Raw genomic sequence first — 13,979 nt, forward strand, 5'->3', positions numbered from 1 at the left:
GTCAGCCGCGCTGCAGGCCGGGCCGCCCGTGTTCGGCCACCAAGGTGGCGAAGGTGGACAGCTCCCCATCGGGCCGCATCACCTGGTCCAGCACCTTCAGCTCGCCGCGGAAGGTGTCGCGCCCCACATCGCACAGCACGTATCCGCGCCGGTCGATGATCGCCTTCAGGCACTCATTCCCGGCGACGGAGCGGTGATAGGGATCGTCCAGCCCCACCCCGTCCGATCCGGAGGTGATGGAGGTGGCCAGGAACTCAGCCGTGACCGGCGGCCCTTCCCCGCCGTTGCGCAGCACGTCGCCCGCGAAATGGCGGTGCGCGTCACCCGATACGGTCATGACATTGGTGAGGCCGCGATCGGCGATATGGTTCAGCAGCCGCTCCCGCCCATGCAGGTAGCCGGACCATTGATCCGCCGAATAGGTCATCTCCCCGCCGCCGGCGGGCTGCACCGCCAGCTGCATCAGCATCACCTGCTGCGCGATCAGCTGCCAGCGGGCGGTGCCCTGCGCCAGACCGGTGAACAGCCATTCCTCCTGCCGGTCGCCCAGCATGGTGCGCTGGGGAGAGAGGAAGTCGTCATTCATCGGGCCGTTGCGGCCGCCATTGCCCAGCGGGCTGCGATATTGCCGCGTGTCCAGCACATGCATGTCCATCAGGTCGCCAAAGGTGGCCCGGCGGAACATCTGCACCGATCCGCCCACCGGCATGGAGGATCGGCGCACCGGCATATGTTCGTACCATGCCTGCATCGCGGCAGCGCGGCGGAAGGCGAACACTTCCGGCGGGCTGCCGTCCTGGTCCAGCCCGGCGGCCCAGTTATTGTCCACCTCGTGATCGTCGAAACTGACGAACCAGGGCGCCGCGGCATGGGCGGCCTGCAGGTCCGGATCGCCCTTGTAGAGCGCATAACGCCGCCGGTAATCGTCCAGCGAATAGATCTCCTGCCCCACATGCTGGCGCATCGGAGTGAAGGGCCGGCCATTCATCAGCCGGGTAGCGGAGCCGGTGTCGCGCCCTTCATAGATATAGTCGCCATAATGGTAGACGAAGTCGACCGGCTCCTCCGCGATGCGGCGCCAGGCGGTATAGTGCCCTTCCTCGTAATGCTGGCACCCGGCGGCGGCGAAGCGCAGCCGGTCCTTGCGCGCGCCCGCTTGCGGCAGGGTCTGCGCCCGGCCTGCAAGGCTGCGCTCCCCGCCGCAGCGGAAGCGGTACCAATATGGCCGGTCGGGGCGAAGGCCCGCCAGCTCGACATGCACGCTATGCGCCAGTTCGGGGTGCGCGACCGCGGTGCCGCTGGCGGCGATCGTGCGGAAAGCGGCATCCTCCGCCACCTCCCAACGGACCTCCACCGGCGCCATCACCATGCCGCCACCGGGCTGCAGCGGCTCGGGCGCCAGCCGGGTCCAGATCACGAAGCCATCGGCGGACGGATCGCCGGATGCGACGCCCAGCTGGAAGGACGGTACGGCGAAGGTCATCGTCTCCAGCAGGTTGCGGCGCTGCGCCGCATCCTGGGCGAAGACATGCGGGGTGGCCAGCGCGCCACCGCCGGCGGCCAGCAGGCCGGCGAGCAGCCGGCGGCGATTAAAATCGTTCATGGGAAAAATGTCCTTGGCAGCAATGCAAGGGCAGCGGGCCGGCAGGACCGGCCCGCCGCGGATCACAGCTTCATGATGGCGTGGAAGAACAGGGACGAACCATATTCGTTCTGCTGGCGCACCCAGTCGAGGTTCTCGCCCAGCCGGAAGTGCGGCTGGTTGTCGAACACATTGTTCCACTCATATTTGAACAGCAGATTGTCCGTCACATCATGCCACAGCGCCAGGTTCACCGTGGTCAGCGCGCCCGCCCCCTCGTCTTGCCACGGATTGGCCCCGACGGAGCTGAGGAAGGCGTCGCGGTAATTGGCGTTGACCCGCAAGCCCGCGCCCAGCTGCGGGATGCGGTAAGTGACGGATCCGTTGAGGATCCAGTCCGGCTGGTTGATCAGCCGGTCCACCGCGCGGTTGCCCGCATCGGTGACATAGTTCATCTCTCCCCACATGCGCGTAGCGTTGGCGGACAGGTCGACCTGGTGATCGGACAGGCCGACCGGCAGCCCGCGATGAACCCAGGCCGCCTCGATCCCCTGCATCTCTGAATCCGACGCGTTCAGCGGCTGGCGAATGGCGTAAAGCTCCCCGTCGATCACCGCCTCTTCCCGCAGGGTGAAGATGTCGTCCTTGATCCGCTTGTGGAAGTAGCCGAGCAGCAGCATGCCGTTGGCGCCGGCATAGTAATGCTCCACCGTGGCATCCAGATTGCGCGACCGGCGCGGCTTCAGGTCAGGGTTGCCGCGCGTGATGGTGCAGGCGACGTCGCCCGTATCGCTGCAATTGATGTTCTCCGCCTGGGCGATATTGCCCGGCGTGGGCCGGCCCAGCGTTTCGGACCAGGACAGGCGGACATTCGTGTCACCCAGCCGGTGCACGATGTTGAGCGAGGGCAGCAGGTAATCATAGCCCCCGTCGTTCCGGCTGAACTCGCCTGTGGCGCTGCCCTGGCTGATCACCGGGGTCGTGCCGGTGAAGTCGATATGGTCATACCGCAAGCCGCCCACGATGGTGGTGGCGGGCAGGTTCAGGTGGACGGAGGCATAGGCGGTCGCCAGCTCCTCCAGGTAACGATAGTCCGATGTGTGGCTGTTGTCGAAGCTGGCGCTCTCGTTTACCGGGAAGTCGTCCCACTTCTCCTGCCGGAAGCGGTTGTAATCCAGCCAGGCGAAGGAGTGCGGGCTGGTCGGCGGGCGGTAGCCGCTGTCATAGATCCATTCGTTGATCGTGCCGGTCACGCTGTGATCGGTCCGCTCCACATCCTTGCTCATGTCCAGCCGGCGATATTCCACGCCCGCCACCACTCCGAAGCCCTGCGACCCGCGCTCCACATTATGCGCGACGTCCAGCCGCGCATCGAACACCTCCTGCTGCGCATTGCTGTACACGTCGCGCTGCGCATTCATGCGATAGGGCGCATTCATGATAACGGAAGGGTCCTCGATCCCGGTCAGGATCGGGATCTCGTCATCGGGCGTGCTGAAGTTCAGGAAATAGCCGGTCGGGTTGGTCAGGATGCTGACATAAGGCTCCCAGTCGCGGAAGGTCTCCTCCGTCAGGCCGGCGCGCGCGGTCACGCGGGTGGCGCCGCTGGTGTGGCTGGCACTGGACAGGATGCCGCGATTCTCGCGCCGGTACTGGTTGTGGCGGTAATTCTCCACCAGCTGGGTGATCTCTCCGCGCCCGCCTTCCTCCGTCAGCTCTTCGGCCAGCGGCACGAAATCGATATGGTTGATGTTGGTCGACTGGTCCTGGATGCGGACGTAATTGTATCCCATCACGCTCGCCTGCACGGCATCGTCGGGCGACCGGTATTCCAGCTTGGCCGAACCACCGTAGGTTTCCGACACGTCGGCATAGGTGCCGTAGCCGAAATGGGCGGGCGCGACCCGGCCGTTCCAGCCCAGCTCCTCCTCCGGACGGGCGATGATCTCGTTATCCTGGTCAAGGAAGCGCTTCGTGTTCTGCCAGTTCTGCGCGAAATTGCGCGGCGTGCTGTCGTACCGGCCGGACACGATCACGCCGAACTGGTCGCTGGCGCCGAAGGTGGTGGCGTAATTCGCCTTCACGCCGCCGCCCCAATGATCGCCCGGATCGCCGACCGCATTGCTGCCGGTCTGCTGGACGCCGCGCGTGCGGTACATGCCATAGGCGTCCACGAACAGCGCCTGGTCGCGCCGGTCGAACGCGCTGCGGGTGACGATATTGATCGCGCCGCCGATCGCGCCCGCATCCTGTTCGGCGGTGAAGGTCTTGAACACGTCCACCCGTTTGGACACGTCGCTGGGCATCAGCTGCAGGTTCACCCGCCGCGTGCCCGCGCCGCTTTCGCCCACCGTGGCCAGCGTCAAGCCGTCGATCGTGGTGTGGTTAAGATCGGGTGAGATGCCGCGGATGGTTACGTAGCGGGGATATTCACCATCCTCCACCGTGCTGATGCCCGGCAGCTGCGTCAGCAGGCCGGCAATGGAGCCGTCGGCGGCCAACGTTTCCACATCGTCATAAACGACCGATTCCACGATGGTGGTCGAATTGCCCTTGGACCGGAACGGCGCGGCGATGCCGGTGACGATGATCTCTTCCGACCCGACATTGCGGGTGTCCTGCCCTTCCCCACCGGCGAGTTCGGGCACCAGCGTCACGATATTGCCGCGCCAGCTTGCGACCTTCAAGCCGCTGCCCGCCAGCAGCCGGGCCAGCGCCTGCCGCGGCTCGATCGCGCCAGACAGGGCACGGGTGCGCGCATCGCGGGCGGCGTCGCCTTGCACCAGGATCTGCAAACCCGCCTGCCGCGCGAATTGCGGGATGGAGGCGCTGGCCGGGCCGGCGGGCACGGAAAAGCTCCTGGTGCCGGCGGCGGCCTGCGCCGCACCGGGCTGGGCAGCGGCAAGGATGGAGGTGCCCAGCAGAAAGGCACTCAGGCGAAGTGAAGCGACCCGAAACAACATTTTTCCCCCTCAAAGGTTTCAGAACCCTTGATGGATGATGCCGTACTTTCCGTCATTCACAGGTGAGAAAAAGTTCCGTTACATAATTGTTACTGTTCAATGACGATAGTGTTACCCCTGTGAACCACATGCGCTCCGCTCAACTGCGCGGCGGCTTCGGCAAATTGTTCTGGTTGATTTACTCGGAAATAACCAACCATTGTTTTTGCGCCAATCTGTGATGAAGCAATAACGATCTTGCGAATATTATACCGGTTGAATTCGTCCACCGCCTGCTTCAGCGGCATCTCCTCCAGCACGATGTCGCCGTCGCGCCATGCCAGCGCGCTTTCGCGCGCAGACCGCAGGCGCGCGGTCGAAAACAGACGGGGGGCGAAGGGCATGGTGGTCGATTGGCCGGCATTGGCCGCGATCAGCCGGTGCGGCTCCGCCTCGTTCCAGATCTCCACCCGCCCTTCCGTCACCGTCACCGTTGCGGATTGCGCATCGCGGCGGACGGCAAAGGCCGTGCCGGTGGCCATCACGCGGATCGGCCCGGCCTCCACGGTGAAGGGCCGCTCGCGGTCCTTCGCCACGTTGAACCACGCTTCCCCTTGCGACAGCTTCACCACGCGCACGCGGTTGTCCGTGGTGGTTTCGATCAGGGATGCGGTGTTGATGATCGCGCGCGATCCATCCTCCAGCGCGATGCGCCGGACTTCCCCAGTCTGGCTGGAATGGACGGAGCCCACCGTCGTGCCGGGCAGCAGCAGCGCCAGCGCGGCGGCCACCGCCGCCGCGGCGACCGCCATGCCGGACAGGCCCGCCACCCACCAACGCTGCCGGCCGGGCGGGTCATCAGCCTCCGCGGCCTCCTCCGCCGCCGGCTCCTCCACCTGGGGGGCCGGCCGGTCGGGCGCCTCGTAGATCAGGCACAGCATCGCCTGCGCCTGCAGCAGCGCGCCCTTGTTCAGCGGGTCCGCCGCGAGCCATTGGTCCAGCCGCAGCCGGTCTTCCTCCGCCAGCGGTCCTGCGTCCATGCGCGCCGCCCACCCGGTTGCCTCATCGGTTCGGGACATCGTTCCTCCGTGGAGAGGTTCCCGTGTCCGCGGGCGGGCTGACGCCCCGTTCCCCCAGCGCCCGCAACAGCATCCTCAACCCTCGCGCCACATTGTTCTCGACCACATTCTCCGTCACGCCCAGCCGCGCCGCCACCTCCTTCTGCGACAGGCCTTCCAGTCGCCGCAGCATCAGCACGTCACGATAGGCGGCCGGCAGGCTATCCAGCAGGTCCAGAACATGCCGCAACTGCATACGGCCGCCTGCGATCCTTTCCGGCGATGGACTATCATCCATGATGGATGACTCGTCCAAATCCGTCATCGCGCGAAATTCGACGATCTGCGACCGGCGGATCCGTTCCAGCATGATGGACCGCGCCGTGGCGAAGAGGTAGCGCCGCCCGCTGCGGATATGGCCGACATAATCCAGCTCCGCCAGCCGGCAGTAAGCATGCTGGATGATCTCCTGCGCATCCGCCTCGACATGCACGCGCCGCTCCAGCCACCGCCGCACATCCCGTTCATGCGGCAGCACCTCGTGGGCGATCCATCGAACGATTTCTGGCCGGGCAGGCACCGCTTGCAACGCTCCTGGTGGTAAGGAGCGCTGCGCATCATCCGACCATTGTTGCCGCGTGATGACAAAAGTCCGGCGGTAAGCAGCCAAAGAACCGGCTACCCGCAATCGCGAGGACCCCATTGCGGACGTTCAGCGCCTCTTCTCCGCTCCCCGAAACCGGACCTTCGTTCATCTGAGCGTGTCGACGCTCTCGCTCGGCCAGCCAGCCACTCGGAACGGCTTGGGTTGGGACTTTGCTGCCGTTCGCCACCGACGTGTTGAACGGCAGATCTGGCCAAGAGCAGACAGCCGGCGTCTGCCAGACCGACGGCGCAGAGCGACAGAAGTTGGGCCGATGACGGACTGACAGGTTTGCGCGTACGGCGGTGGGAAACGGACATTCGTTTAAGCATTTCGCGGATCCGAAAAGACTCGCCAGCGGACGCTCCGAATGCCTGCGCCGCTCGCTGGAACCGGAAATTCACTCAGGAACAGGCTTTGGCCAGAACGGGCCGCGAAGGAACGCAAAGTGCCGGACAACGGCTGCCCACCAAGAAAATCAAAACCGTCGCAGCTCCGGGATTGTGGCTAACGTGAGCCCAAGCGATTTTGAAGCGACCACAGCTGATGCACTCGGTCCGACGGCGTTCGCGCAGTGAGATTGCCCACCGCCTGATGCAGGCTTTCGCGGAGCACGGGCCAGGCCCGCGCAAATCCGTCGACCAGATCGGAAAACGTCTGGGAGCGGTCCCCGTCGGCGCAGGCCGCGATCGCCGCTCCGAGCTCGATGAGCTCCTCGACCGCCGTCCCGGGCTGCATCGGGAGAATTTCCTCGGAGGGGCGGTACTCGTCGCGATGGCGGCAGGCCAGCGCCAGCTCCTGCGCTAGACGCGAGGCTGCACCCACGTCGCGCCAAGCGATCGGATGCAAGATGCTCCGCCACAGCGACGATTGGACGCCGGCCGCGGTCATCCGCACGAGCCGTGCGGAGTCGGCCGAGGCAGCAGCGAGCAGTCGGGCAAAGGCCGGCGGGTCGAGCCCGCCGGCAGCAAAGCCGCCGAGCTGGAGCCACGCACCCATATTGTCGGGATCGGCCTCGATGGCGCCGAGCGCGCCCTCGATGAGGAGGTCGCGGGTCTTGGTGCGATCGAGCGGATCGCCTTCGAGGCCCGCAGGGGAGCGCGCCAGGAACGCGCCCATCGCGTTCGGCCAATCGTCCCGACGCAGCAGCAGCCGCGGCTCGGGCGCCACGAACCCCGCGGCATCCGACAATTGCGCTTCGAGGATCCGCCCGTAGAGCGCATCACCCAGCACCGGACGCGGATCGCTCTCGCCGAAAACGGCCGCGAGGCCATGATGAATCAGCGCTGCTCCGGTCATCCATGCCGGCCAGGCCGCATCGGGCGGACCCGGTTGGAGATCGAGAAAGTCGACACCGGCGAGCTGCGGCTCGAACCCTTCGATCGAGCGGCGAAGCGGATCGGGCTTAAGCCCTCCGACGATCGCGATATCGAGCACGCGGTCGGCATGGCTCCAGATGGCCGCGAGTTGGAACGCAGGCGGCGCGGCGCGCCAGGCGACGTCGCGGACGAAATAGCGATGCGTCCAGCGCAGAAGCGTCATGAACAATCGTCCGTAGCGCTCGACCGAGACGAGGAAGGCTTCGATCAGCCCTGCCATCTCAGCCGAAGGCCGGCAAAGCGCCCGGGCCGCAGCCGCCACATGGACGATCGCCATCGGAGTCCGCGCGCGCTGAATGACCGCCGCTTGGAGCAAAGCAGCATCAGGCGTCGGACGAAGCACCGGAATGCCAGCAGTTTCGATAAGGCCGGTACGCACATCCTCGGCACCGCGGGCACGCCGGGCCGCATCGAGCGCGTCGGCAAAGGGGAGTGTCGTGTGGGTGATGCCCATCGCCGCCAGCACTGCGTCGAACGGCGCCGGGGCAAGCATGTCGAGGCGCACGCGCTCGCCCCGCCCGAGCCTGGCGGCGGCATCGGCATAGAGGTTCGCGGCAGAGGCCAGGCCAGCGTCGCGCAGGATATGGACAGCGACGCTCGTGGTCGGCGCCGCCGCGGCCTCCGCAGCGACCACGCTCGCGCGCTCCGGCGCGAGCCGCAGGTCATGGACGATCCGATCGATGACATCGATGCGCGCCGCACCGTCGAGCGCCGCCAACTGCAGCGTCGGATGGCCGATGCGGGCGCGGATCGCGCCGGTCAGGATGACCGCGTCGCCGTCGCGACGCAGACGGACGAGCCGCGGGCGGCCGACCGGATTGCGCCGGAAGCGCAACCGCGCCCTGCCGTATTTGAGGGCCTGGCGGACGGCGCGCCAGAAAGCGGCGGCCTCGAAATCCGCGCCGGCGATGGTGATTTTCTCCTGCGTTCTTCCGAACGCGATCATCCTTTTGTCGCGATAGAGCTGGTTCTGGAGAGGTTCCGGGAGCCGCTGGACGCGAACCGCAAGCAGCATGTGGAGGATCCGGCGGTCGCGCGGATTCCGATCCTTCTCGGCCTGGGTCCGGTCCATATCGGCGTAGAAGCCCGCCAGATACTCGGCGAGGCGGGCTTCGAAGCCAGGATCGACGGACAGGAGCGGGTCGACTGCGCGGAACCAGAACCAGCGCAGATAGTCGAGCCGCGCGTCGCGCCGCTTGTCGTTGATAAGGCCGATATCGACGCCTTGGTCGAGGCAATGGGCGATCTGGATCGCCTCGAAGAATGCCTGGTCGGCGCGCGACTCCTCGCCCGGAAGGATCCGGCCGATATGGGTGCGCCGTGCGTTGAGCCAGAGCCAGTCGGACAAAGCGATCCGCTGATCGAAGGCTAGGCCGTCGTCGAGCCAGACTTTCTTGAGGCAGTTCGCAAGCAGCCGCATCGCGGTCTGCATCGGCACGACCTCGTCGGGACGGCCCAGCGCAACGCGCCCGCCGACGGCGAGGTGGCGCTCGTGCAGCGCGGTGAACGCCAAGGTGTGACGCATCGTCGCGAGCGCCGGGGTTTCGGCAATCCTCTGCCCCCGGGTCGGTGACGGCCGCAGCGCAGCGAACAGCTCGTCGGCGGTGGGAACGAGGAACAAAGCGCCCGCGGCGCGCAACGTGGCGAGCGCCGCGCCCTGCCGGGCCGCGGTAATGCGGCCTTCGCGGCGGAGCGCCTCGAGCACGTCGCTGACACCGACCACCGGCATCGCGCCGGTGCGGGGGAAACCCGTTATCAGCCGGTCGTCGATCCAGGCCATCGCGCCGTCCGAGCCAGGGGCGGCGATCGAGTCCGCCAAGCACCGGGTTAGCGGGGTTTCGTTGTTGGCGCCCTCCCGCTCTTCGTCTCCACCCGCCTGCGCGCGCGGCATTAGGCGCCAGGACCCTGCCTCCAGCCCGGCCGCGACGCGGACCCGCAGCGCGGCAAGCGTCTCGGCAGCGTCGCGCGAGGCAGAGGCTTCGCTGCGCGCCGACAGCGCCTGGTCGAGGAGCGCGCCGTCGCAGCGGAGCGCGAACCGCTCCGCAACCAGCGCCAGTGCATCATAGGCGGCGAGGCGCTGAACGGACTCGGCGTCGAGTATCAGCGGCTCGCCATCCGCCAGCACGGCTGCGCCGCCGTGCGCGGGCAGGTCCTCGACGATCCGGCGCGCGATGTCCGCTTCTAGCGCATGGCGCGCGACAAGCGTTTCGACCAAGGCCGCGAGCGAGAGCGTGTTATCGCCCGGGGCATCGTCCGCCGCCCCGTCGCGGTCGCGGGCAATGACCCGGACCGCCACCACGTCATCGAGCCCAATGGGCGTGAACCCCGCCGAGAGGATGCGTTCGGCGACGGTCGCATCCGCCTGCTCGCGGCATCCGGTTTCCATTGAGAGGAGCAGCAGCGGCACATCGGCAGGTATCGCAACGCCGTTGGGGTGCGAGTCAACGGCGTCGAGCAGCTCGAGCCGGGCAGCTACGAGCAGCGCTGAGATGTCCATGTGGAGCCGCCAGGCTGACCAGGGCGTGTCATACTCGACAAAGGCCGGCCGCGCGCCGTGACGCAGCGGCCAGGGACGCATGGCGCCATCGGGTCCGCGATTGGGGCCGAGATGGAGCAGCGCGAACCGGGAGGGATCGTGCGCGAGGGAGAGATGCACGGGCAGCGCGCCGTCGAGATACATGGCTTCGGTTTCGGCGGCGGCGGCCTTCTGCTCGGCGATCAGCCCGGGCAGATCGTCAATCGTGAAGATGCGGACATCAGTCGCATCGCTCATCGCCCGGGCATGAACGCGGTCCATCAGCGCTTCGGCCTCGGCTCCGAGCTGGAGCCCGAGCGCGTCGTGCATTGCCGCGGCGACGAGATGATCATCGATATCGGTCGCGACCGCCCGTTCGAGGAGGCGCCGCGCGAGCGCGGGCTCCTCGACGCGCATCATACGGGACCATTGCAGGGCCTTGTTGCCCCCCAGAATCCCCGCCTCGAGCGCCTCGCGCACTGCGGGAATGGCGCCGCGGATATTTCCCGTGGACGACATGAGCTCGGCACGGAACAGCCGGTCGCCGGCCGAGCCCGAGCTTGCCACGACGTCGGCTTCGCGCAGCGCCGCCGAGACGTCGCCGGTCCCGGCCAGTGCGTCGGCGCGCAGACGGCGCATGTCGGGCGGGAGCGCCTCGCCGAACGCCCGGGACTGCTCCTCCAGGATTGCCAGCGCGCGGGTAGGATCGCCGGCGCTATAGGCGGCGTGCGTGGCGATCCGCACCGCCGTCGCGGTTCCAAAACCGAGGATTGCGTCGACATGGGGCGCGAGCAAATTCATCCGGTTCGACGCCGCGATGCCTTCGGCGATGACGAGCGCGCCGGGATCGGGTGGTGTCGTCGACAGCAATGCAGCAAGGCGCTCGGCGACCGGCGCCCAGTCGCCGCCCGCACGAGCCTCGTTGAACGCGGACTGCGCGGCATCGCCTAGCTCATCGACCTCCTTTGACTCCGGCGATCCGGACAGCCGCGCGATCCAGGCGGCGGCCTCGTCGCGGCTGTCACCCTCCTGGCGGTCGAGCCCGGCGCTGAGGAGCGCAACCGCCTCGGCATCATCCTCACGCCGGGAGAGCAGCAGGGCGACGACACGCACCGTGGTTTGGTCGGTGCCGGCAGCATAGCGCTCGAGCAGGACGCGCTCGGTTTGGGCGAGGTCTACGTCGATCGCGCGGAACAGGCACCAGGCGACCACGGTCGGATCATGGTTCGAGCGCGTCAGAAGGTCGGCGGCCTCCTCACGGGCGCGGTCGCGGCGCGCGCGTGAGGAAGCAAGCACCGCCAGGCGCCAGACGCGGTGATGCAGCGTGTCGGGCTCGGAGGCGACGAGCAGGTCAAGCAGCGCCAAGGCTTCCTCGAGCAGCGCCTGGGAAGCCAGGTCCTCGCGGACGAACGCCCCGTCGAATGCGTTGGGGGAAAGATACCAGTCGGGCCCGATCGCGGGCGACAGCGCACAGGCGTAGCGCGCCATGGCGCCGAGCTGCCGGACGGCGTTGCGCTCGGGCGCGAGCGCCTCGACGCGGCGCATATGGGTCAGCGCCGTTGTTGGATCGCCCGAGGCGAGCGCGACCAGGGCTTCCATCCGCACGGTTTCGGGATCGTCGGGCGCGGTCTCCCGCAGAGCATCAAGATCCTGCTGGCCGCCCGCGAGATCGCCCGACATGACCCGCAGCGCAACGCGCAGCTGGATGCCATCCGCCGAGGCAACCTCGCCGAGCACCGCAAGCGCCGCCGCGGGGCCGCTCCGCTCGAGTTCGATATGCGCGGCAAGGCGCGGCTCGTCCGCGGGTGCCAGCGCGTCCGCTTCTCCGGCAAGACGCTCGGCCTCGCCGAGATCGTCATCATGCAGCGCGAGCGATGCGGCGAGGCGGAGCAGCCGCGCCTGCGCGCGGGCGTCGAGCTGGTTCCAATTGTCGGGCCGGCGCTGCTCCTCGATCAGGGTCCGGACCGCATCCGTGCGGCCGGCGCGCAGATCCTCCTGCGCGCGCTCGGCGGCCTCGAGCGCCTGCGCCGAGAAGCGCCCCTGAAGCGCCGCAACCTGGGCGATCAGCGCCGCCGAGACCAGGCCCGCACTCGAAGCGGTGGCGATGCCCGGTTCGGCGACCGGGCCGCAAAGCTGCTCGGCCCAGTAGAGGCCGAGATAGGTGGTCGCGACGGCGCGGTACGGCCGCACCTTGGCGACTAGGGTCGTCGGGCCCCACATCTCATAGGTTACGCCGAGCGCAGCGAAGCGCTCGCGCTCACGTGTGACCTGGTCTTGGACGGCCCGGCTCGCCGCGTTGAGTGCGGTGGTCGCCAATACGAAGCGGCGGATATCCTCGCCCTTCCAGTGGCCCTCCCAATGCTCGAGGAATTCGTCCGACCAGTCCCGTATTTGCGAGGCCGAGGTGCGCTCATAGCATTTGCAGGACCCGGCTTCCTGACCGTCGCCGCCGTTGCGGCGGGCAATCACGTCTACGCCGTCGTCGGCTTGGCCGCGAACGCCATATTCGGTGCTCGTCGCGATATCGGGCTCATATCCGAACAGGTCGGTGACGAACCGCTGGAAGCGATACTCCCCCATCTCGTGAAATCGCGGCGGAAGCGTGCTGTCGATGCTCGGCAAGGGCGGTTCGGAAGCCATGGCACGGGATAGCGGCGCATGTGCCCGCCGCCTAGACACTGCCAAAAACGGGCGTGGCTCCCGTCGAGCTCAACCTAAACGGACGGCCGGAGTTGCCCAATTGCCGCTCGACGGCGGACCGGCAGCTATCCATCCAATTTTATCGATCGAGGATGTGGAAACAGATGTCGGCTTTTTTGGAGTGCTAAGGAGACCGCAAAACGTCCGATGTTAGGGCGCCTTGCTGCCACACGGCTTCGCGAGCGAATGGCGGGTCCTGTCAAAAGCCGTCGTTCAAAGCCCGACCGGCGAACGACCGGCCCTGGTTGGGGAGCTGCCGCAACGGGCAGACCGCGAACCGGTCGCTAACGCCGTTTTCACGCGGACCCCATAGCGGCCATCCAGCGCAGCATGTTCGTTCGCCGGAAGCCGCCTCCCGTTCATGTGATTAGACGAAAGCTTTCGGTGCGCCTGATCAGTGGCTTGGCCGGAGCGGAAACCGGAACGGCTGCCTCGCAGCATGATCGCATCATTCTGTTCCGAAGTCGGCCACATACATCCTGGCAATTCGTGCCGATATCTGATCGGCGATCGTGTCGGACAACGTTCTCATGTCCCTGAGTTTTCCACGTGCCTCATCGATATGGTAACTCCGATCAAAATCTTGGTGAGCTCTTTCAATGATCGATATGCGATAGACGTCTTTGTAGCTTTCGGTAACCTCCACGGCGATCCGAAGCAATTTGATGACATTGTCAGCGATTGCCTTGTCTACAAACGGACGATGACGGCGCCCGGCTTCCAGCGCGAGACGGCAATCGTCATAACGGCGAACCGAAGCCGTCCGCTCTTCCTCAGCGGCTTCGTCATCGATTGGCTTCCGATCAAATAAGGCCAGCGCTTGAGCAGCGTAGTCATGTGACTGATCGCATAACGTCCAAATATCGCGATATGCCTGAAATTCGATCTCGAAATGGGTCTTAAAAACCATCATCTTCTTGTCGACGCTGGCCTGAAAACTCCTACCCATGTTGGAGAGGTCGGATTTGACGCTTTCGAGAGCGCGTGCCTGTTCGCCCTTCACCCCTTCGAGCTGCTCGGCATGCGCAGCCTTCAGCATCTGGAGCCGCCGCTCGACCCATCCTTTGCCGATCCAGGCTGCAATGCCGACGACGGCTGTATTTGCGAGAAGAGCCTGAGCAGCGGTTGTTATGTCGAAGGGCATGGATCGGTCCGGACTG

Annotated in this window: 6 protein-coding genes; all 6 read right to left on the reverse strand. The window is 66.6% G+C overall.

The features are described from left to right. Position 1 precedes the first annotated feature (1 nt). Positions 2 to 1,603 carry an alkaline phosphatase D family protein gene (locus tag D5S08_RS14865; RefSeq protein WP_121119961.1) on the reverse strand — a complete coding sequence of 534 codons (1,602 nt, stop codon included), beginning with the start codon at positions 1,601 to 1,603 and terminating at the stop codon, positions 2 to 4. A gap of 62 nt (positions 1,604 to 1,665) precedes the next feature. Next, positions 1,666 to 4,545: a TonB-dependent receptor gene (locus D5S08_RS14870; RefSeq protein WP_121119963.1), complete on the reverse strand. Its 2,880-nt coding sequence runs from the start codon at positions 4,543 to 4,545 to the stop codon at positions 1,666 to 1,668. Between the two features lie 89 nt (positions 4,546 to 4,634). Further along, entirely contained in the window at positions 4,635 to 5,603 is a 969-nt protein-coding gene (locus D5S08_RS14875) for a FecR family protein (RefSeq protein ID WP_121119965.1), read from the reverse strand. After that, positions 5,587 to 6,162, reverse strand: a complete 576-nt coding sequence (locus D5S08_RS14880; RefSeq protein WP_162302001.1) for an RNA polymerase sigma factor — start codon at positions 6,160 to 6,162, stop codon at positions 5,587 to 5,589. Before D5S08_RS14880 ends, D5S08_RS14875 begins: the two co-directional genes overlap by 17 nt. Positions 6,163 to 6,732: 570 nt before the next feature. Continuing rightward, the gene (locus tag D5S08_RS14885; RefSeq protein WP_121119969.1) at positions 6,733 to 12,759 is read right to left on the reverse strand and encodes a hypothetical protein; all 6,027 of its coding nucleotides are present in this window, start codon (positions 12,757 to 12,759) and stop codon (positions 6,733 to 6,735) included. 508 nt (positions 12,760 to 13,267) lie between these two features. Continuing rightward, positions 13,268 to 13,963: a hypothetical protein gene (locus D5S08_RS14890; protein ID WP_121119971.1), complete on the reverse strand. Its 696-nt coding sequence runs from the start codon at positions 13,961 to 13,963 to the stop codon at positions 13,268 to 13,270. Positions 13,964 to 13,979 lie beyond the last annotated feature (16 nt).

Origin of the sequence: Croceibacterium ferulae (assembly GCF_003660445.1) — a bacterium.
In the GTDB taxonomy this organism is placed as follows: Bacteria; Pseudomonadota; Alphaproteobacteria; order Sphingomonadales; family Sphingomonadaceae; genus Croceibacterium; species Croceibacterium ferulae.